Here is a 20659-nt window from a genome sequence, read left to right as displayed (position 1 = left end):
CGGTGACCACCGATCCTGCGCCGGCGCGTCTGTCCGTCGGCATCGTCTCGGCGGGGCGCGTCGGTACCGCGCTCGGAGAAGCCCTGGACCGCGTGGGTCACGTCGTCTTCGGCTGCTCCGCCGTGTCGGACGCCTCGCTCGCGCGGGCGCGCACCCGTCTCCCGGACGCCGCCGTTCTCCCCGCCGCCGAGGTCGCGGCTCGTAGCGAATTGCTGGTTCTCGCCGTGCCGGACGCCGAACTGCCCGCCCTGGTCCAAGGACTTGCCCGGACCGGTGCCGTCAGCCCGGGAACTCTCGTCCTGCACACGTCCGGGGCCAACGGCGTCGGTGTTCTCGCGCCGCTCGCGGGCAACGGCGTCGTCACCATGGCCGTCCATCCGGCGATGACGTTCAGCGGCAAGCCGGAGGACACCGAGCGACTCGCGTCGGCGTGTTTCGGCATCACCGCCGCGGACGAGATCGGGTTCGCCATCGCTCAGTCGCTCGTGCTCGAGATCGGCGGCGAGCCGGTCGGGGTCCGCGAGGACGCCCGCACGCTGTACCACGCCGCGTTGGCGCACGGCAGCAACCATCTGGTGACCGTCGTCAACGACGCTCTCGACGCGCTTCGTACCGCGCTCGCCGACACGGAACTAACGGGGCAGCAGCCGGTGGAGTCGCGCCCCGGCGGCGTGGCGGAACGGGTGCTCGCGCCGTTGTTGTCGGCGGCGCTCGACAACGTCCTGCGCAGCGGGCCCGCCGCGTTGACCGGTCCGGTGGCGCGGGGCGACGCCGACATGGTCGACGCGCATCTGCAGGCGCTGACGGCCTTCGACGACGATCTTGCCGCCGGATATCGCGCGCTGTCCCTGCGCAGCGCGCAACGCACGGGTGCCACCCACATCGTCGATCGCCTGAGGAGGCAGTCGTGACCGGAGAGAGCGGCATGTTCGTGCCGGGTGAATTGACGACGCATCATGCGCCGCACGCGATTCGGACCGTGACGCGTGTCCTGCGTACGTCCGGACGACGGGTGGTTCTGGTGCCCACCATGGGTGCGCTGCACGCGGGGCACGTCCAGTTGATGGAGATGGCGCGCCGGACGGGCGCCGTCGTGGTGGTCTCGATCTTCGTCAACCCGCTGCAGTTCGGCGCGGGCGAGGATCTCGACGCCTATCCGCGGACGCTCGACGCCGACCTCGACGTCCTGCGTGAGGCCGGTGTGGAGTTGGCTTTCGTGCCCTCGGTGTCGGACATGTACCCGGACGGTCCGCGCACCACGGTGCACCCGGGTCCGTTGGGCTCGGAACTCGAAGGTGCCTCTCGCCCCGGCCATTTCGCGGGGATGTTGACGGTGGTGGCAAAGCTGCTCACCATCGTCGGCCCGGACGCCGCGTACTTTGGTGAGAAGGACTACCAGCAGTTGGTGCTGATCCACCAGATGGTGCGCGATCTGAACCTCGACGTCGAGATCGTCGGTGTCCCGACGGTGCGCGAGTCGGACGGACTGGCCCTGTCCTCGCGCAACCGCTACCTGACGCCGGAGCAGCGGGAGGCCGCCGTCGTCCTGTCCGCGGCGCTGGTGGCCGGTCAGCACGCGGGTGATCGCGGTGCGGACGCCGTGCTGTCGACCGCGAGTGCCGTGCTCGCCGCCGCGCCCGACGTGGACGTCGACTACCTGGAGTTGCGCGGCGCCGACCTGCGTGACCCGCCCGACGAGGGGCGAGGCCGACTCCTGGTCGCCGCGCGCGTCGGCACGACCCGCCTGATCGACAACGTCGGAGTGGCCCTGGGTTCGCCCGCGGACCCCACCGGCGATCGTCATCTCGGCCACTCCTGATCCCCACCTCACGACACCCCCACACACCGAGGACCACGCCATGCTTCGCACCATGATGACGTCGAAGATCCACCGCGCCACCGTCACGCACGCCGACCTGCACTACGTGGGGTCCGTCACCGTCGACCAGGACCTGCTGGACGCGGCGGGTCTGCTCGAGGGCGAGCAGGTGACCATCGTCGACATCGACAACGGCGCCCGGCTCGAGACCTACGCGATCGCCGGAACCCGCGGGTCCGGCGTGATCGGAATCAACGGGGCTGCAGCACATCTGGTGCATCCCGGAGACCTGGTCATCATCATCGCCTACGGCATCCTGAACGAGCAGGAGGTCCTCGACTACGCGCCCCGGGTCGTCTTCGTCGACGCCGACAACCGCCCCGTTCATCTCGGCGCGGACCCGGCCGACGTGCCGGCCGACTCGGGGCTGATCTCGCCGCGCACCCTGGGGCGTGACGTCGCGGTGTCCTACTGATGTTGCTGGCCGTCGACGTTCGGAACACCACGACGGTCCTCGGCGTCTTCACCGGCAGCGGTGTCCATGCGAGCCTGACGGTCCAGCGCCGCCTTCGGACGGATCCGGCGATGACGGCGGACGAGATCGCGCTCGCGTTCCGCGGTCTCCTGGGCCCGGACGTCGACCGGATCACCGCCGTCGCCGCTCTGTCGACTGTGCCGTCGGTGCTGCGCGAGATGCGAACCATGTTGGGGCGCTACTGGTCCCACGTCCCGCAGGTGGTCGTCGAGCCCGGTGTGCGTACCGGTGTGCCGCTGCTGGTCGACAACCCCAAGGAAGTCGGGGCCGACCGCATCGTGAACTGCCTGGCCGCGTACGAGAAGTTCCGAACCCCCTGCATCGTGGTCGATTTCGGCACCTCGACGTGTGTGGACGTGGTTTCCGGCAAGGGTGAGTTCCTGGGCGGCGTCATCGCCCCGGGGCTCGAGATCTCGATGGACGCGCTGGCGTCGCGGTCCGCCGCGCTTCGGAAGGTGGAGCTGGTCAGTCCTCGACACGTGCTGGGCAAGAACACCGTCGAAGCCATGCAGTCCGGTGCGGTCATCGGATTCGCCGGTCTGGTGGACGGAGTGGTCGCCCGAATTCGCGCCGAGGTGCCGGGGATGGAGTCACCCGGCGTGGTCGTGGTGGCGACGGGAGACAGTGCGTCGCTCGTGGCACCGGAATCGACGGTGATCGATCGGGTCGAGCCGACCCTCACGTTGGACGGACTGCAGCTGGTGCACGAGCGGAACCGCGCCCGGCGTCGCTGATCGAGTCGGTCGGTGTCGGATCGGGAGGGGTGGCGGACTCGTCGGGTCTCTGCCACACTGGTCGCCGTGACCTACTGCGCGAACCGGGAGTGTTGTCGGGGCTGACGCCTGCCCCCGACTCGTCGTCACATCTCCCTGGAGTTCCGCTGTGCTGTCCCTCCCTGCGCGTACGCGCACCCCTTCTCGTCGTCCCTCCTCCCGCTCGGCCGTGTCCCGGCCCGGCGCTTTCGCCCCCGAGGCAGTGCCGACCACGCTGGCACCCACGTCACTGCGGCCGGCGGACCTGCTCCGACTGACCGATCAGAGCGCCGCCGACGTGCTCGACGGTCGTCACGACGCGTTGCTGCCCCCGGGCGGCTTCCCGCTGGACGAGCGGTGGTCCGCGCGCATCCATTCCGACGACATCGTCGACCTCTGGCTCATCAGCTGGGTCCCCGATCGGTCGACCGAACTGCACGATCATGCCGGGTCGCTGGGTGCGTTGACCGTGCTCTCCGGCGCGCTGAGCGAGTACCGCTGGAACGGAACCACGTTGCAGCACAGGCTTCTTCGTGCCGGTGACCAGGCGTCGTTCCCGCTCGGCTGGGTCCACGACGTGACGCACGCGCCGACGGACGACGGGTCCGCCGCAGCGCAGTCCACGCCGACCCTCAGCGTGCACGCCTACTCACCGCCGCTCACGGCAATGTCGTATTACGACATCGGAGCCGGCGGCGGGCTGCGTCGCACGCGCACCGAACTCACCGACGTCCCGGAGGGCAGCGCGTGATGACCATCGACGAGATGCTCGACCGGGCCCGCGCGACCTACCGCCGCATGCCGGCGGCGGACCTGCCCGCCGCCGTCGCTCGCGGGGCGATCCTCGTGGACATCAGGCCGCAGGCGCAGCGGGCGGTGGAGGGCACGATGCCCGGTGCGCTCGCCGTCGAACGCAACGTGCTCGAGTGGCGCCTCGACCCGCTGTCCTCCGCACGCCTCGCGGCCGCGGTCGATCACGACGTCGAGTGGATCGTAATGTGCTCGGAGGGATACACCTCCTCGCTCGCCGCCGCCGCGCTGCAGGAGCTCGGACTGCACCGGGCGACGGACGTCGTCGGCGGGTACCAGGCCATTCGCGCGGCCGGTCTGCTGGGCGTCGTCGGCCGGGCGCGGCACTGCCTCCGTGAGGGGCGTGCGCTGGTCGCGCACTAGGCCCGGTGACCGGCGCACTAGGCTGAACGTCCGTGACCGACGCAGCCCCCACCCCCGCGCCCGACGACACCCCGGAGCAGTTACGCATCCGTCGCGAGAAGCGCGCGCGCCTGCTGGAGTCCGGACGTGAGGCCTACCCGGTGTCCGTCGACCGCACCCACTCGCTCGCCGAGGTCCGCGCGGCGCATCCGGACCTCGCGCCCGACACCCATACCGGGGAGCGGGTGGGTGTGGCCGGTCGGGTCATCTTCCTGCGCAACACCGGCAAGCTGTGCTTCGCGACGCTGCAGGACGGCGACGGGACGCAGCTGCAGGCGATGATCTCGCTCGCCGGTGTCGGTGAGGAGTCGCTGGCGCAGTGGAAGTCGGACGTGGATCTCGGCGACATCGTGTTCGTCGGCGGCGAGGTGATCGCGTCGCGACGCGGCGAGTTGTCGGTGATGGCGGACCGGTGGGCGATGGCGTCGAAGTCGTTGCGTCCCTTGCCGGTGGCGCACAAGGACATGTCGGAGGAGTCGCGGGTCCGGCAGCGGTACGTCGATCTCATCGTCCGGCCGGAGGCGCGGGAGAACGCGCGGCGGCGGGTCCGGGCGCTGCGTGCGCTGCGGGACGGTCTCGAGCGGCGAGGGTTCCTCGAGATCGAGACTCCGATGCTGCAGACGCTCCACGGCGGCGCCGCGGCGCGACCCTTCGTGACGCACTCGAATGCACTCGACATCGACCTGTACCTCCGGATCGCTCCGGAACTGTTCCTCAAGCGCGCCGTGGTCGGCGGCATCGACCGAGTCTTCGAGATCAACCGCAACTTCCGCAACGAGGGTGTGGATTCCACGCACTCGCCGGAGTTCGCGATGCTCGAGACCTACGAGGCCTACGGCACGTACGACGACTCGGCGGTCATGACCCGCGAGTTGATCCAGGAAGTGGTGCAGGCGGTGTACGGCAGCCTGCAGGTCACTCTCGCCGACGGGACGGAGTACGACTTCGCCGGCGAATGGCGGAGCATCGAGATGTATCCGTCGCTGTCGGAGGCGATCGGGGTGTCGGTGACTCCGGACACGAGCGTCGACGAGCTGCGCGCCCTGGCCGACCGGGTCGGTCTCGAGGTGCCGGAGGGTAAGGGATGGGGCCACGGCAAGCTCGTCGAGGAGCTGTGGGAACACAGCTGCCGCGACCAGCTGACGGTGCCCACCTTCGTCCGCGACTTCCCGGTGGAGACGTCGCCGCTGGTCCGCGCGCATCGCTCGACGCCGGGCGTCGTCGAGAAGTGGGATCTCTACGTTCGCGGCTTCGAGCTCGCCACCGGTTACTCGGAACTGGTGGATCCGGTGGTGCAGCGCGACCGCTTCGCCGACCAGGCCCGGCTCGCGTCGGCCGGTGACGACGAGGCGATGGTGTTGGACGAGGACTTCCTCGCGGCCATGGAGTACGGAATGCCGCCCACCACGGGCACCGGAATGGGCATCGACCGACTGTTGATGGCGCTCACGGGACACGGGATTCGCGAAACCATCCTCTTCCCGCTCGTCCGGCCGGACCGCGGACGCCACTGACCCGAAACGGGCTTTTCGGTCCGAGAGGTGCCCTCGATCGGGCTTTCCGCGTAATATGGTCTGGCACGGTACACAAAGCCGCCGTGATCGGGGATCGGGGGAATGTGAAAATGGTCAAAAAGGTCACTGTCACGTTGGTTGACGACATGGACGACGTCCCCGCCGACGAGACGATTTCCATCGGTCTCGACGGCACGTGGTACGAGATCGACCTGTCCGAATCCAACGCCGCTGATCTGCGTGAACACATGGACAAGTGGATCCATCACGCGCGTCGCGTCACGTCGCGGGGGAACTCGGAGCCGGGAACGGCGCCGACCGCGGGACGGTCGCGACCGCGCGGCGCGGCGGATCGGGCCCGGAGCGCGGCGATCCGGGAATGGGCCAAGGAACAGGGTTTCGAGATCAGCGAGCGCGGCCGCATATCGTCGGAGATCGTGCGCGCCTGGGAACGCCGTAACTGATCGGTCGGCAGGAATGCGGCTCGTCGTCCGTCGTCATTCGGACGAATGACACGACATCCAATCCTACGGCGCATTCGTTATTCTCGGTCACTAGTGTCTCCGCGGCCGTTTGCTGACGGCGGACGGCCGCGTCCCATGTCGCACCCGCCGACTGGTAACGATCGGCCCGCCCCGTGCGTTGTGTCCGGTACGAGGGTTCGCCGCGGGGCGGCCTGTCGCCCCGGCGGAGCGCACGTGCGGAATGCATGTCGTTCGCCGTCGGCGGAACTTCCCCGCTGACCGGCACCCTCCCGGTCACGACAACTAGAGTGAGTCGTGGGGGACCGGGGTTCGATGCACCAGAGTGTCGGAACCTGCCCGCCATGAGTGTGAGGGAGAGCGATGTTCGAGAGGTTCACCGACCGCGCACGGCGCGTCGTCGTCCTGGCCCAAGAAGAGGCCCGGATGCTCAACCACAACTACATCGGCACGGAGCACATCCTGCTGGGCCTCATCCACGAGGGTGAAGGCGTGGCGGCGAAGTCCCTGGAGTCGCTCGGGATCTCCCTCGAAGGTGTGCGCAGCCAGGTCGAGGAGATCATCGGCCAGGGCCAGCAGGCGCCGTCCGGGCACATCCCGTTCACGCCCCGTGCCAAGAAGGTCCTCGAGCTCAGCCTCCGCGAGGCGCTGCAGCTCGGACACAACTACATCGGCACCGAGCACATCCTGCTCGGCCTCATTCGCGAGGGCGAGGGCGTCGCCGCCCAGGTCCTGGTGAAGCTGGGCGCCGATCTCAACCGCGTGCGCCAGCAGGTCATTCAGCTGCTGTCCGGCTACCAGGGCAAGGAGCCCAGCGAGTCCGGAACCGGCGGCCGCGGCGAGGCCGGCACGCCGTCCACGTCGCTGGTGCTCGACCAGTTCGGACGCAACCTGACGCAGGCCGCCCTCGAGGGCAAGCTCGATCCGGTCATCGGCCGCTCGAAGGAGATCGAGCGTGTGATGCAGGTGCTGAGCCGCCGCACCAAGAACAACCCGGTGCTCATCGGCGAGCCCGGCGTCGGCAAGACCGCCGTCGTCGAGGGTCTCGCACAGGCCATCGTCAACGGCGAGGTTCCGGAGACGCTGAAGGACAAGCAGCTGTACACCCTCGACCTCGGGTCGTTGGTCGCCGGCAGCCGGTACCGCGGTGATTTCGAGGAGCGCCTGAAGAAGGTGCTCAAGGAGATCAACACCCGCGGCGACATCATCCTGTTCATCGACGAGCTGCACACGCTCGTCGGCGCGGGTGCCGCCGAGGGCGCGATCGACGCCGCCTCGATCCTCAAGCCGAAGCTGGCTCGTGGCGAGCTGCAGACCATCGGTGCCACCACGCTGGACGAGTACCGCAAGTACATCGAGAAGGACGCCGCACTCGAGCGCCGCTTCCAGCCGGTGCAGGTGGGCGAGCCGTCGGTCGACCACACCATCGAGATCCTCAAGGGTCTGCGCGACCGGTACGAGGCGCACCACCGCGTCTCCATCACCGACAGCGCACTGGTCGCCGCCGCCACGCTGGCGGACCGCTACATCAACGACCGGTTCCTGCCGGACAAGGCGATCGACCTCATCGACGAGGCGGGCGCGCGCATGCGCATCCGCCGGATGACCGCGCCGCCGGACCTGCGCGAGTTCGACGACAAGATCGCCGACGCGCGTCGGGAGAAGGAGTCCGCGATCGACGCGCAGGACTTCGAGAAGGCCGCGAACCTGCGCGACAAGGAGAAGCAGCTCGTCGCGCAGCGCGCCGAGCGCGAGAAGCAGTGGCGTTCCGGTGACCTGGACGTCATCGCCGAGGTCGACGACAACGAGATCGCCGAGGTCCTGGGCAACTGGACCGGCATCCCGGTGTTCAAGCTGACCGAGGAGGAGACCACCCGTCTGCTGCGCATGGAGGACGAGCTCCACAAGCGCATCATCGGTCAGGTCGAGGCCGTCAAGGCCGTGTCGAAGGCGATCCGTCGCACCCGCGCCGGTCTGAAGGACCCCAAGCGCCCGTCGGGCTCGTTCATCTTCGCCGGCCCCTCGGGTGTCGGTAAGACCGAGCTGTCGAAGGCCCTGGCGAACTTCCTCTTCGGCGAGGACGACGCCCTCATCCAGATCGACATGGGCGAGTTCCACGACCGGTTCACCGCCTCGCGTCTGTTCGGTGCGCCTCCCGGCTACGTGGGTTACGAAGAGGGCGGCCAGCTCACCGAGAAGGTGCGTCGCAAGCCGTTCTCCGTGGTGCTGTTCGACGAGATCGAGAAGGCCCACCAGGAGATCTACAACACGCTCCTGCAGGTCCTCGAGGACGGCCGTCTCACCGACGGTCAGGGACGCACGGTCGACTTCAAGAACACCGTGTTGATCTTCACCTCGAACCTCGGTACGTCGGACATCTCCAAGGCCGTCGGCCTCGGCTTCAGCTCGGGTGAGGGCAACAGCTCGAACTACGAGCGCATGAAGCTCAAGGTGCACGACGAGCTGAAGAAGCACTTCCGGCCCGAGTTCCTCAACCGCATCGACGACATCGTCGTGTTCCACCAGCTCACGCAGGACGAGATCATTCGCATGGTCGACCTCATGCTGAGCCGCGTGGAGGTGGCGCTGAAGAACAAGGACATGGCCATCGAGGTCACCGACAAGGCCAAGGCTCTGCTGGCCAAGCGCGGCTTCGACCCGGTCCTCGGTGCCCGCCCGTTGCGTCGGACCATCCAGCGCGAGATCGAGGACCAGCTGTCGGAGAAGATTCTCTTCGGCGAGGTCGAGCCCGGTCAGATCGTGCTGGTCGACGTCGACAACTGGGACGGCGAGGGCCAGGGCGAGGACGCCGTGTTCACCTTCCGGGGCGAGAAGAAGCCGATCACGCTTCCCGACGACCTCACGGTGGATCTGGCGAAGTCGGGCGAGAGCTCGGAGTAGACGTCACGAGAACGGGCCGCACCTCTCAGGAGGTGCGGCCCGTTCGTCGTGTCCGGCCGTGCATTCCCGCGCTGCGACCGTGCAGCCGCGCTGCTCGTTCGCAGCGCCGGGGGAAACCACAGTGCGGGAGCGAGGGGCCGATGAGTTCCCGGCCCCGGCGGAGTCGGTACTGGTATGGCTACCGCAACCGTGAACAGCATGCTTCTGTCGAGCGAGAACCCCGACGCGCTCGCCGAGTGGTACAGCGCGGTGTTCGACGCGCCCGTGTACCGCGATATGGGGCCGTACGCCGTGCTCGACCTGGACGGCTTCTTCGTCATGTTCGACAAGCGTGACGACGTCACCGGGCCCAACCGGGACGGCGCCCGGTCCATCCTCAATCTCGAGCCCGACGACCCGGCGGCCGTGGCGGCACGAATCGACGACCTCGGTGGCACCTGGGTGAGTCCCCTGGAGAACCGCGACGGCCATCTGTTCGCCACCGCCCGGGATCCGGACGGCAACTGGATCCAACTGATCCGTCTGAGCGACGAGGCGGAAGCGGAGATGGGTGCGCCCACCACCCCGTTCTGCGGGGTCGCGGTGCGAAACATCGAGGAGGCCGCCGCCTTCTACCGCGACGTGCTGGGCATGCGCGTTCTGCCGACCGCGATGGGCACGGCCTGGCTGCGGATCGACCGTCGAACGACGGTGCTGCTCTATCCGAAGCCGGACCACGTCCCGGCGCAGCACACGGTCCTCAATCTGCCGGTCGCCGACGTCGCGAGCGCCGTGGCGGACCTCGCGGGCAAGGGAGTCGACTTCCTGCGGTACGACGGCTTCCCGCAGGACGAGCACGGAGTCATGCGGGGCCGTGGGCCCGATATCGCGTGGTTCACGGACCCGTCCGGCAACGTCGTGTCCGTTCTCGCCGCGGGACCGCCGCCGCAGTGACGGGCGGGGACCGCGGCGAGGCATGAAAATCGGCCCGTTCGGGCATCCTCGTGATGTCGGAATCCTTGTCACCCGATCGGAAGGTTCACCCGCAGATGCCTACTCGTACCGCACGCACCGCCTGGAATGGCACCCTCGAGCAGGGGTCCGGCCAGGTGGAGTTGTCCAGCTCCAAGGCCGGGACGTTCGATGTCTCGTTCCCCAAGCGCGCCGCCGAGGACGCGGGGGGCACCACCAGCCCCGAGGAGCTCATCGCCGCGGCTCACACGTCGTGCTACGCGATGCAGCTCTCGGCCCTCATCGCCGAGGCCGGCGGCACGCCGCAGAGCCTCGAGGTCAGTGCTGACGTCTCGCTCGGCCCGGACACGCAGGGCTTCAAGCTGACGGGTATCGCACTCACCGTGCGTGGTGAGGTCGAGGGTCTGGACGCCGACGGGTTCGCCAAGGCGGCGCAGGACGCCAAGGACACCTGCCCGGTCAGCAAGGCGCTCACCGGCGTCGAGATCACGCTGGACGCTTCGCTCGACTGACACCGTTCCCGACGCCCCGCCTGCATCCCGAGGATGTGGCGCGGGGCGTTCGCGTGTCAGAGGAACGCGCTGCTGCGCGTCACCAGCTCGAAGGCGTACGCGTTGTCCAGCGGGCCGATCGGGGTGTCGGAGGCGAGCTGGGTCGAGATCACCCAGTCCTGCCCTGCCGTGTCCGTCAGCAACCAGGCGCCGGCGACCTCGCCGGGGGCGTTGCCGTTCTTGTATCCCGCGTAGGTCCACCGCGTCGGGTCGAACTGCCCACCCGGATTCTGGGCGAGGATCTGCCGGACGACGTCGTTCTGCGGCCCGACCGACAGCGACGCGAGTGCCGCGCAGAGGTCGGACCCACTCGCGTACCACCCGATACCATCCGCGGTGGCCGGCCGCGTCGCGATGCCGACGTAGTCGAGATCGGCCGTCGCGGGGTCGACCGGATTGCTGTCGATGGTCCGGTCGGCGATCCCGGCCAGGATCTGCCGTCGTTCGGCGGTGCTCGCGTCGCGCCACTGCGCCCGGCCGTCGGGGCGGCCCCAACCGAGCAGAAAGAACTCGCGGGTGGTGAGGAACGGCGTGAGCGCAGCGACGTCGGAACTGCCCGTCGCGGCCACCTCCGCCTCGACCGCCGCGCGGCCCACGCGATCGATCAGCAGGTCGGTGGCGGTGTTGTCGCTGATCGCGATCATGGCGTCGGCGGCCTCGCGCACGGTGACGACCGTGCCTTCGGGTGCGAGTTGTAATCGTCCCGACGGGGCCGACTTGCGGGCGTCGGTGACGGTGAGCGGTTCGTCCCAGGTCAGCGTGCCGGCGTCGACCGCGCGAGCGACGGCTCCCAGGACGTAGAGCTTGGCGACGGACGCGAGGGGGAGTGTCTCGCCCGAGTTCAGGTCGTGGACGGTGGTGCAGCTCCCGGCGTCGACCCGCGAGACGGTGAAGGAGGTCCGGGCGCCGAGGGCGAGCAGAGCGGCGTCGACGTCGGCGAACGTCGCCACGTCGGGGGTGTCGGGCAGCGCCTGGATTCCGGCCAGACGACCGCCCTCGGCGGCGAGTCGGAGGGTCACTGCGGTGCCCCGACCCGTCCGCAGGGTTACCGTGGACTCCGATCCCTCGTCGACGCGATCGGTGACCGTGATCGGCGCGCTCTGCTGGATCTGGGCGATCGGGCCCAGCAGTCCGCCGATGGGGGCCAGCTCACCGGTGAGTTCGGGGGTCGCGAGGGCGTCGACGGCGACGGGGTCGATGGACAGCGGGTCGGTCGTGGTGATCCACCCGAGCAGGGTGTCGGCGACGGGCGTGACCGCGGCGGCCGGGCGCTCGACGGGCTCCGACTCGGCGGAGGTGGTGGCGGCGCCGCGGGCCGCCCCGGACTCGAGCAGGGGATCGACGCTGCCGCACGCGGTCAGACCGAGGGCGACCACGACGGCGACGATCGTGCGGTGGCCGCCGTTCCGGGGTAGTGCCAGCCGCATGTGCGCCGCCTCGTCCGTCGGGAGATCGAGGCGGGTGCCCCGACCGGGATGTCGCCTCCGACCCTAGCGATTCCGTCCCGCGGGACCGTCCCGAGGTCCGGTACGGCCGGGTTATTCGGGCGTGTCGCCCGTTCGGGTGGCCGGGACGTCGAGGACCACGTCGAACTCGAGCAACGACGCACCCGACGCGACCGGCTTGGCACGCTCCCCTGAGTGGGCGGCGCGGGCGGGTCCGCTCGACCAGGCCTGGAACGACTCCTCGTCCTCCCACTGGGTGACGACGAAGTAGCGGTCCTCTCCCTTGACCGGGCGCAGCAACTGGAATCCGAGGAAGCCCGGCGAGCCCTCGACCGCGCCGGCGCGCGCCGCGAAGCGCTTCTCGAGTTCCGGTCCCGCGCCGTCGGGAACCTCGATGGCATTGATCTTCACCACTGGCATACCGCGAGGCTACCGGGCGGTCGACCGAGGCCGGCGGGGCTACGGTGGGCGTCGTGGTGGCCGTGCTGACCGACGTCGGGGGAACGGGCGAGCCGATCGTGCTGTTGCACGGGCTGATGGGCAGTGGACGAACCTGGGGTCGTCAGGTGCCCTGGCTGCGCGCGTTCGGACAGGTGTACGTCGTCGACGCCGAGGGACATCGCGGTGCGCGAGAATCTCGTGCGGTGCCGACGACGGACGACTTCGTCGACGACCTCGTGGACGTGCTGGGGGACGTCGGACCCGCGACGGTGATCGGTCATTCGATGGGCGGGCTGCACGGGTGGTGCCTCGCGGCACGACGGCCGGATCTGGTGCGCGCGTTGGTGGTCGAGGACATGGCGCCCGATTTCCGCGGTCTCACGTCGGCCGGGTGGGCGGCCTCGATCGAGGCGTGGCCGCAGCCGTTTCCCGATGCCGACGCGGTCCGGTCCTGGTTCGGCGACGTCGCCGGTCGGTACTTCCTCGACTCGTTCGAGCGACGGGACGACGGTTGGTGGCTGCACGGGGACGTGGCGACCTTTCGCGCGATCGCGGACGAGTGGGGTCGCCGCGACTTCTGGTCGGAGTGGACGTCCGTCCGCGCCCCGGTGCTGCTGATCGAGGCCGAGAACTCCGTGACACCGTCGGGACAGATGGCGAGAATGCATGCACTGCAACCGTTGTCGACCCACGTGGTGGTGACCGGCGCCGGGCATCTGGTCCACGACGACCGCCCCGAGGACTACCGCCGGATCGTCACCGACTTCCTTCGCGCCCGCTGACCGTTGTCGCGCGTCAGCGCCCGGCCTCCCCGGCCAGGGCGAAGTCCCCGTGCGCCGTCTGCTCGATCAATCCGTCGTCGAGCAGTGAGGCCAGGGCTCGCTCCCGCTGACCGGGATCGATGGTCCACACCTGGTCGAGCCGCGGCTTGGCCACCGGAGAATCGCTGCCGCGCAACACGTCCATGAGCAGTCCGCGCACCTGCCGGTCGGTCCCGGCGAACTTCTGGACGGAGCGCGCGGGGCCCTCGAGGGGCGGCCGACCGGCCGAGACCCACGCACACTCTGGGAGCGGACAGCGGCCGCAGTCCGGCGTTCGGGCCTTGCAGATCACCGCACCGAGTTCCATGAGCGCGGCCGAGAACGTCACCGCGGTGGGAACGTCCGTCGGCAACAAAGCCTGCGCATCGGCGAGATCTCTGGTGGTACTGGGGTTCCCGGCGTCGGCGCGGCCGTGGATCGCGCGGGCGATCACGCGGCGAACGTTGGTGTCCACGACGGGAACTCGTTGACCGTGGGCGAAACAAGCCACGGCGCGGGCGGTGTAGGCACCGACGCCCGGCAGCGTCAGCAACGTCTCGACGTCCTCGGGTGTCCGGTCGCCGTGCTGCTCGGCGAGCACCGCGGCGCAGTCGTGCAGGCGCATCGCGCGGCGCGGGTAACCGAGCTTGCCCCACGCCCGCAGGACCTCGCCGCGTCCGGCGGCCGCCATCGCCGACGGCACCGGCCACCTCTCGATCCACTCCTGCCAGATCGGAGCGACCCGCGCAACGGGGGTCTGTTGCAACATGACCTCGCTGACCAGGATCTGCCAGCCGGTGACGCCGGGACGGCGCCACGGCAGATCACGCGCGTCGGTGCGGAACCACTCGACGAGTGTCTCCGTGAGCACACCGGACGAACCGGAACCGGTCACCGAAAGACCTCCCCTGGGCAGTGACGATGTCGAATGCGCCGAGGGCTACGTGCGGGTAACCCATGCGTCGGTCACACTGTAAGCATGTCGAACACGAGTCCCCGCGAAGCCTGGACCGCACTCGTCGAAGGGAACCGGCGCTTCGTCGCCGACACCCCCGAGCATCCCAGTCAGGGAATCGACCATCGCGCCTCGCTGGTCGGCGGTCAGCACCCCTCCGCCATCGTCTTCGGTTGTGCGGATTCCCGCGTGGCTGCCGAGATCATCTTCGACCAGGGCCTCGGCGACATGTTCGTCGTGCGTACCGCCGGCCACGTCGTCGACTCCGCGGTGCTCGGCTCCATCGAGTTCGGCGTCGAGGTGCTGAACACCCCGCTCATCGTTGTGCTCGGTCACGACAGCTGCGGCGCCGTGAAGGCCACCATCGATGCGCTCGAGGCCGGAACCGTGCCCGGCGGGTTCATCCGCGACATCGTCGAGCGTGTCACCCCGTCGGTGCTCGAGGCCCGTCGTGAGGGCATCGACGGTGTCGACGAGGTGGTCGCCCGCCACGTCCTCGAGACCGGCAACCTGCTCACGCAGCGTTCCCCGATCATCGAGCGCCGCATCGAATCCGGGAAGCTCGCGATCGTCGGCGCCACCTACAAGCTGTCCGACGGGCGTATCGAACTCCAGGGCGCCATCGGTGACGTCGGGGAGACCGGCGTCGGCGGGTTCGAGCGACGGGCCACGGCGAACGCCTGACGCGTGAAGGGCGGACCCCGACACGCCGCGCCGGTTTCGGGGTTCGTCGCGACGCTGCACCTACGGTTGTAATGTGCTCGAGCCCAATGGACCTTTGCCCCCCGAGATCTACTGGCGCCGTCGTGCGCTGGCGATCGGCGGCGCGGTGGTGGTCATCGGGCTCGTCGTCTGGCTCGTCGTCTCGCTGACCGGCGGCGGATCGTCGGACACGCAGTCCGCAGCCGCCTCCGCCTCGCTGGCCCCGTCCGCGGCCACCACCTACCGTCCCGACGCCTCGGCCACCGGATCCAACCAAGGTTCCGGCGGTTCGGGCGGCGGTGGCGGTGGGGCCGCGGCGAACGACGACGCATCCTCGAGCGGAACCACGACGACCACCACGACGTCGTCCACGCCCGTTCCGCCCGGCCAGTGCCCCGATTCCTCCCTGGCGGTCCGGGCCACGCCCGATCAGCCGTCCTATCCGGCGGGTCAGGAACCGGGGTTCACGGTCGTGGTCACCAACATCGGGACCACCGCGTGCGAGCGGGATCTCGGATCGGGTCTGCAGCAGGTCCTCGTGTACACCCTCGAGGGCCGTCGGCTGTGGTCCAACACCGACTGCTTCCCCGCCGGCGCGGCCGACCTGCGCACTCTGCGCCCGGGCGAGCAGGCGCCCTTCACGGTGAAGTGGTCCGGCACCACCTCCGAGCCGGGCTGCACCGCCCCGCGCGAACCCGTCGGCGCCGGCGCCTACTCGGTGGTCGGCCAGCTGGGCCAGTTGCGCAGCGCCCCGGAGCCTTTCAACCTCACCTGAGCCCGTCCCCCCCGCGCGGTGCGCTGCGCAGCCGGATCCGCGTGTGTTGCAGCCAGCGCGCGATGAGGTGCGCTGCGCAGCGGGTCGGGGAGGGTCAGTCGAAGGGTCCGGAGATACTGGCCTCGGCCATGCGCGACAGGCCTTCTCGAATGTGGCGGGCCCACAGTCCGCCGATCCCCTCCACCGACTGCAGGTCCGCCGCCGTGGCCGCGAGCAGGGTCTGCAGCGTGCCGAACGAGGTCACCAGCCGGTGGATCTGACCGAACTGCAGCCGGGGAACCCGCGTGAGCAGCCGGTAGCCGCGGGGGCTCATCGGCGCGTCGAGGGCCTCGATGGTGCCGGGGTACCCCAGGGCGCGCGCGAGCACGGTCAGGTCGAGCAGGTCGACGTCGGTGAGGCGGTCGAGGGCGGCCAGCGCTCGCTCGACGGCGGCCGTGGTGGGCGGTTCGGTGCCGGCGAGGTAGTCGCGCACCACCAGTTGGCGTGCGATGTCGTTGTCGCCCACCAACTCCTCGAGCTGGAGCGCCAATTGCCGCCCGTCCGTGCCGAGTTCGAGGACGTTCTGCTCGATCTCCACCGACACCCGACGCACCATCTCGAGTCGCTGCGCCACCGTGAGGGCATCGCGGAGGGTCACCGAGTCCTCGATCTCGACGACGGAGAGCTGACGGCTCACCTCGTCCAGCCGGGCCTTGTAGCGCTCCAACGTGGCGACGGCCTGATTGGCGCGCGAGAGAATCGTGGCGGACCCTTCGATGACGTGCCGAGTCCCGCCGACGTACACGCTGAGAATGCTCATCGACTGACTCACCGACACCACGGGGTAGCCGGTGTGGATCGCGGTGCGCTCGGCGGCCCGGTGCCGGGTGCCCGATTCCACCGTGGGGATGGTGTGGTCCGGCACGAGCTGGACGTTGGCGCGAACGATGCGCGTCCCGTCGGTGGACAGCACCACCGCCCCGTCCATCTTGGACAACTCGCGCAGGCGGGTGGGGGCGAACTCGACGTCCAGGACGAAGCCGCCGTCGCAGATGGACTCCACCTCGGCGTCGTACCCCAGCACGATCAGGCCGCCGGTACGGCCGCGCAGGATGCGTTCGAGTCCGTCGCGCAGAGCTGTGCCCGGCGCCAGGTCGGCGATGGCGTCGCGCAGGGTGGCGGACACCCGCGGTCGATCGTCGTCGGTCGGGCCCGCGAACGGAGGCACGGACACGGTCTCGGTCACCCGTACTCCCTCCTGGCGCCGGTTTTCTCCCGCTCAGGGTACCGCCACGGACTCCCCGGTCTCCGCGCGACGGTCCGACGGCCGACGAGCGTCCGACGACGGGTCGGCTCGGCCGCGTCGAGAACGGACCGTGGCGGCCAGGGCCTCGGCCACGGTGCCGACCGGCAGCAGGCGCATCCCGCGCGGGGCCGTGGTGGGTCGCTCGCCGCCCGCGGTGTCGCGCGGTACCACCGCCCGCGTGAAACCGAGGCGCGCGGCCTCGGCCAACCGCCGGTCGACGCCCGCCACTCGGCGGACCTCCCCGGCCAGTCCGACCTCGCCGAGCACGACGGTGTCCGGCGGCAGGGCGACGTCGAGAACCGCCGACGCCACGGCGAGGGTGACCGCGAGATCGACCACCGGCTCGGTGGTCCGCATGCCGCCCACCGTGGCGGCGTAGACCTCGTGACTGCCGACCTTGATGCCGCATCGCCGCTCGAGTACGGCGAGGTTCATCGCCACCCGCGCCGCGTCGAGACCGCTGACTGCACGGCGCGGCGTCGGCATCTGGGTGGGGGCGACCAGCGCCTGGACCTCGGCGAGCAGGGCGCGCTTGCCGTCCATGGTGACCGTCACCGCCGTGCCGGGGACCGAGTCGGATCGGTGGTGGAGGAACAGGCCGGACGGGTCGCCGATGCCCTCGATTCCGCCCTCGCGCAACTCGAAACACCCCACCTCGTCGGCCGCGCCGAAGCGGTTCTTCACGCCGCGGACCATGCGCAGCGTCGAGTGCTTGTCCCCCTCGAAGTGCAGCACCACGTCCACCAGGTGCTCGAGCGACCGCGGCCCGGCCACCGCGCCGTCCTTGGTGACGTGGCCGACCAGGATCACCGCCACCCCGTGGCCCTTGGCCAGCGACGTGAGCGCCGACGTGATGGCCCGTACCTGCGTGACGCCGCCGATCACCCCGTCGACGTCGGAGGCCTGCATGGTCTGTACCGAGTCGACGATCACGAGGGTCGGGGACACCTGCTCGACGTGACCGAAGACCGTCGCCAGATCGTTCTCCGCCGCGAGGTAGACCCGTTCGTGAACCGCCCCGGTGCGGTCCGCGCGCAGGCGTACCTGGCCCGCGGACTCCTCGCCCGTGACGTAGAGCGCGACGTCCTCGGGGCTGCGTTCGGCCCAGCGTCGAACGACCTCGAGGAGCAGGGTCGACTTGCCGACGCCGGGCTCACCGGCGAGCAATACCACCGAGCCGGGCACGATGCCGCCGCCGAGCACGCGGTCGAGCTCCGCGGCGCCGGTGGGGCGCGCGACCGACGACGTGCTGGAGATCTCGGTCATCCGCCGCGCGGGCGACGTCGGGATCATCGATCCCGCACCGACTTTCGCGGCGCTGGAGCCGGCCCGGCCGGTCACCGGGACGGCGAGGGTGACCTCGTCCATGGAGCCCCAGGTCTCGCACTCCGGGCAGCGGCCCACCCACTTCGCGACGACGTGCGAACAGTGGGAGCAGCGATAGCTGGTGCGAGTCTTGGCCACGGGTCGCACCCTAGACGGCCGGTCCGACAGGACCGGGCGCGAGCCGAGGGACTACTCCGCGCGCGGGGTGACGGGGCCGGCGTCGACCGGCACGTCCACGCGGACCTCGCCGGCGTTCTCGAAGACGAACGTGGCGGGCACGGTGAGGCCTGGGCGGACCTGATCGCTGAGGTCCTCGAGGATCACGGTGAGCTCGTCGCTCTCCGGGTCGGTGATCTGGCCGGCCGGGACGCCGCCGGTGACCGAGGCCTGCGGGGCGATCTCGACGCCCGAGGCGGGCGCGCCCTCGAGGACGACGTCGGCCGCGTCCTCGGTCTCGATGGACACGAGGCGGTCGGCCTCGGTGGCGCTGGTGTTGATCGCGGTGAAGACGAGCTCGGCGCGGCCACCCTCCTCGAGGCGGAACTCCGAGCTGGTGGGGAAGAGCACGTGCACGTTGCGCAACTGAATGTTCGCCTGGTCCGCACCGTTGCCGTTGATGGCGGCGACCTGCGTGGCGGTCTGGGCGATCTGTCCGGCGCCGCACGCGGACAGTGACAGGGCGGCACCGACGGCCACGGCGGCGGCCGCGACGCGAGCCGGGCGGAAGGGGCGAAGCGTTGCGGTCACTGGGTTCGTCCTCCATGTATGAGCACCGTCGGCCGATACTCGCCGTCGCGGCGCTGCGCGTCCACTACGGGAGAGCGTAGTAGCCGAACCCCCCGCGTTTCCCGCTGGGGCACTCCCGGGCCCCCTCGATACACGGATCCGAGGTGGTGTCAACCCCGAAGGCAAACCCCCTGCACGCTCTGACCTGCACCGTTGGCCGGAAGCCCATCGGAGGGCGTGTTAAACTGGCCATATCGAAAGGGGCTACGAACACATGATTTTCAAGGTCGGAGACACCGTCGTCTACCCGCACCACGGAGCGGCGCTGATCGAAGCTATCGAAACACGAACCATCAAGGGCGAGCAGAAGGAATACCTCGTTCTCAAGGTTGCGCAGGGTGATCTGACCGTTCGAGTTCCGGCCGACAACGCCGAGTACGTGGGTGTGCGGGACGTCGTGGGCCAGGAGGGTCTGGACAAGGTGTTCCAGGTTCTGCGTGCGCCCCACACCGAGGAGCCCACCAACTGGTCGCGTCGGTACAAGGCCAACCTCGAGAAGTTGGCGTCGGGTGACGTGAACAAGGTCGCCGAGGTCGTCCGCGACCTGTGGCGTCGTGAGCAGGACCGCGGCCTGTCCGCGGGGGAGAAGCGCATGCTCGCCAAGGCCCGTCAGATCCTGGTGGGCGAGTTGGCCCTGGCCGAGGGAACCGATCAGGTCAAGGCCGACACCATTCTCGACGAGGTTCTGGCCGCGGCGTCCTGACCACGAGCTGCACCGAGTACCGCTGATGGCGTCCGTCGCTGCTCTGGTTCCGGCTGCGGGGATGGGGCTTCGCCTCGGCGAGAACCTCCCCAAGGCGTTCGTGGATCTGGGTGGACGCACTCTTCTCGACTGGGCGCTGGACGGCCTGCTGGCCTCCGGCGCCCTGTCGCATGTGGTGGTCGTCGTCCCCGACCGGCTGGTGGACCGCACACAGGACATCTGCGCTCGACTGTCCGGCGACCTTCCGATCGACGTCGTCGTCGGGGGCGCCGAGCGCGCCGACTCGGTGCGTGCCGGTCTGCGCGCCGCCGCCCGGGCCGACGTGATCCTGGTGCACGACGCCGCCCGGTGCCTGACCCCGCCCGAAACCGTCGCCCGCGTCGTCGACGCCGTGATCGCCGGGTCGCCGGCGGTGGTGCCGGTGCTCCCGGTGGTCGACACCATGAAGTCCGTCGATGCCGACGGCGTCGTCACCGGCACCGTCGACCGCGCGTCGTTGCGGTCGGTGCAGACGCCCCAGGGCTTCGACGCGAATGTGCTCCGTCGCGCCCACGCCGCCGCCGACCACGCCACCGACGACGCCGGCCTGGTGGAGCGGCTGGGTGTCCCGGTGACCACCGTCGCCGGTCATCCCGAAGCCTTCAAGATCACCACCCCGATGGACCTGGTGCTGGCCCGCGCGGTGCTCGCGGCGCGACACCCGGTCGGAAGCGAGAGCCACTGA

General features: G+C 69.9%; 22 protein-coding genes. 16 read left to right on the top strand and 6 right to left on the bottom strand.

What is annotated here, in order from left to right; all coding sequences use genetic code 11:
• Positions 1-2: 2 nt before the first annotated feature.
• The 11 genes from BMZ18_RS11990 (at position 3) to BMZ18_RS11940 (ending at position 10678) form a co-directional block, all read left to right on the top strand.
• Positions 3-911, top strand: coding sequence for a Rossmann-like and DUF2520 domain-containing protein (locus BMZ18_RS11990; RefSeq protein ID WP_068361326.1), 909 nt, complete (start codon positions 3-5; stop codon positions 909-911).
• Positions 908-1819 carry a pantoate--beta-alanine ligase gene (panC, locus tag BMZ18_RS11985; protein WP_371828501.1) on the top strand — a complete coding sequence of 304 codons (912 nt, stop codon included), beginning with the start codon at positions 908-910 and terminating at the stop codon, positions 1817-1819. The genes BMZ18_RS11990 and panC overlap by 4 nt, the downstream gene beginning before the upstream one ends.
• 40 nt (positions 1820-1859) lie before the next feature.
• Complete coding sequence (panD, locus tag BMZ18_RS11980; protein ID WP_068103643.1) at positions 1860-2294, top strand: aspartate 1-decarboxylase; 435 nt, start codon at positions 1860-1862, stop codon at positions 2292-2294.
• The gene (locus tag BMZ18_RS11975) at positions 2294-3088 is read left to right on the top strand and encodes a type III pantothenate kinase (protein WP_068361323.1); all 795 of its coding nucleotides are present in this window, start codon (positions 2294-2296) and stop codon (positions 3086-3088) included. The genes panD and BMZ18_RS11975 overlap by 1 nt, the downstream gene beginning before the upstream one ends.
• Positions 3089-3296: 208 nt before the next feature.
• The gene (locus BMZ18_RS11970; RefSeq protein ID WP_068361320.1) at positions 3297-3857 is read left to right on the top strand and encodes a cysteine dioxygenase; all 561 of its coding nucleotides are present in this window, start codon (positions 3297-3299) and stop codon (positions 3855-3857) included.
• Positions 3857-4279 carry a rhodanese-like domain-containing protein gene (locus BMZ18_RS11965; RefSeq protein WP_068361318.1) on the top strand — a complete coding sequence of 141 codons (423 nt, stop codon included), beginning with the start codon at positions 3857-3859 and terminating at the stop codon, positions 4277-4279. The genes BMZ18_RS11970 and BMZ18_RS11965 overlap by 1 nt, the downstream gene beginning before the upstream one ends.
• 32 nt (positions 4280-4311) lie before the next feature.
• A complete protein-coding gene (lysS, locus tag BMZ18_RS11960) occupies positions 4312-5832 on the top strand; it encodes a lysine--tRNA ligase (RefSeq protein ID WP_068103629.1) in 1521 nt (506 codons plus the stop codon).
• Between the two features lie 110 nt (positions 5833-5942).
• Positions 5943-6296 carry a histone-like nucleoid-structuring protein Lsr2 gene (locus BMZ18_RS11955; RefSeq protein ID WP_068103627.1) on the top strand — a complete coding sequence of 118 codons (354 nt, stop codon included), beginning with the start codon at positions 5943-5945 and terminating at the stop codon, positions 6294-6296.
• A 381-nt stretch (positions 6297-6677) separates the two neighbouring features.
• Positions 6678-9215: an ATP-dependent Clp protease ATP-binding subunit gene (locus BMZ18_RS11950; RefSeq protein WP_068103625.1), complete on the top strand. Its 2538-nt coding sequence runs from the start codon at positions 6678-6680 to the stop codon at positions 9213-9215.
• Between the two features lie 174 nt (positions 9216-9389).
• Positions 9390-10148: a VOC family protein gene (locus BMZ18_RS11945; protein WP_068361316.1), complete on the top strand. Its 759-nt coding sequence runs from the start codon at positions 9390-9392 to the stop codon at positions 10146-10148.
• Between the two features lie 95 nt (positions 10149-10243).
• A complete protein-coding gene (locus BMZ18_RS11940) occupies positions 10244-10678 on the top strand; it encodes an OsmC family peroxiredoxin (protein WP_068106420.1) in 435 nt (144 codons plus the stop codon).
• Positions 10679-10734: 56 nt separating this feature from the next.
• Here BMZ18_RS11940 and BMZ18_RS11935 read toward each other — a convergent pair whose 3' ends face one another.
• Together BMZ18_RS11935 and mhuD are read right to left on the bottom strand one after the other, a co-directional pair.
• Positions 10735-12144, bottom strand: coding sequence for a serine hydrolase (locus tag BMZ18_RS11935; RefSeq protein ID WP_068361313.1), 1410 nt, complete (start codon positions 12142-12144; stop codon positions 10735-10737).
• 111 nt (positions 12145-12255) lie between these two features.
• A complete protein-coding gene (gene mhuD, locus BMZ18_RS11930; RefSeq protein ID WP_068103618.1) occupies positions 12256-12582 on the bottom strand; it encodes a mycobilin-forming heme oxygenase MhuD in 327 nt (108 codons plus the stop codon).
• Positions 12583-12644: 62 nt separating this feature from the next.
• On the opposite strand from mhuD, the gene BMZ18_RS11925 reads away from it, so the two are divergent.
• Positions 12645-13385, top strand: coding sequence for an alpha/beta fold hydrolase (locus BMZ18_RS11925; RefSeq protein WP_068361335.1), 741 nt, complete (start codon positions 12645-12647; stop codon positions 13383-13385).
• 13 nt (positions 13386-13398) lie between these two features.
• Here the strand turns inward: BMZ18_RS11925 and BMZ18_RS11920 are convergent, their stop codons facing one another.
• Positions 13399-14298: an HhH-GPD family protein gene (locus BMZ18_RS11920; RefSeq protein WP_371828500.1), complete on the bottom strand. Its 900-nt coding sequence runs from the start codon at positions 14296-14298 to the stop codon at positions 13399-13401.
• Between the two features lie 84 nt (positions 14299-14382).
• Here BMZ18_RS11920 and BMZ18_RS11915 point away from each other — a divergent pair, with 84 nt between their 5' ends.
• The gene (locus BMZ18_RS11915) at positions 14383-15042 is read left to right on the top strand and encodes a carbonic anhydrase (protein ID WP_068103617.1); all 660 of its coding nucleotides are present in this window, start codon (positions 14383-14385) and stop codon (positions 15040-15042) included.
• Positions 15043-15115: 73 nt separating this feature from the next.
• A complete protein-coding gene (locus BMZ18_RS11910) occupies positions 15116-15835 on the top strand; it encodes a hypothetical protein (RefSeq protein WP_068103615.1) in 720 nt (239 codons plus the stop codon).
• Between the two features lie 94 nt (positions 15836-15929).
• Here the strand turns inward: BMZ18_RS11910 and disA are convergent, their stop codons facing one another.
• The 3 genes from disA to BMZ18_RS11895 all read right to left on the bottom strand — a co-directional run bounded on the left by disA (position 15930) and on the right by BMZ18_RS11895 (position 19193).
• Positions 15930-17000, bottom strand: coding sequence for a DNA integrity scanning diadenylate cyclase DisA (gene disA, locus BMZ18_RS11905; RefSeq protein WP_068106412.1), 1071 nt, complete (start codon positions 16998-17000; stop codon positions 15930-15932).
• A 93-nt stretch (positions 17001-17093) separates the two neighbouring features.
• Positions 17094-18584: a DNA repair protein RadA gene (gene radA / locus BMZ18_RS11900; RefSeq protein WP_082894919.1), complete on the bottom strand. Its 1491-nt coding sequence runs from the start codon at positions 18582-18584 to the stop codon at positions 17094-17096.
• Between the two features lie 51 nt (positions 18585-18635).
• Positions 18636-19193, bottom strand: coding sequence for a copper chaperone PCu(A)C domain-containing protein (locus BMZ18_RS11895; protein ID WP_068149225.1), 558 nt, complete (start codon positions 19191-19193; stop codon positions 18636-18638).
• A gap of 253 nt (positions 19194-19446) precedes the next feature.
• On the opposite strand from BMZ18_RS11895, the gene carD reads away from it, so the two are divergent.
• Together carD and ispD are read left to right on the top strand one after the other, a co-directional pair.
• Positions 19447-19935, top strand: a complete 489-nt coding sequence (carD, locus tag BMZ18_RS11890; protein WP_068103613.1) for an RNA polymerase-binding transcription factor CarD — start codon at positions 19447-19449, stop codon at positions 19933-19935.
• Positions 19936-19960: 25 nt separating this feature from the next.
• The gene (ispD, locus tag BMZ18_RS11885; RefSeq protein WP_068361310.1) at positions 19961-20659 is read left to right on the top strand and encodes a 2-C-methyl-D-erythritol 4-phosphate cytidylyltransferase; all 699 of its coding nucleotides are present in this window, start codon (positions 19961-19963) and stop codon (positions 20657-20659) included.

It is taken from the genome of Rhodococcoides kroppenstedtii, assembly GCF_900111805.1.
GTDB lineage: Bacteria > Actinomycetota > Actinomycetes > Mycobacteriales > Mycobacteriaceae > Rhodococcoides > Rhodococcoides kroppenstedtii.
Note: the sequence above shows the minus strand (reverse complement) of the source record. Positions and strands in the feature narration are given on the sequence as shown.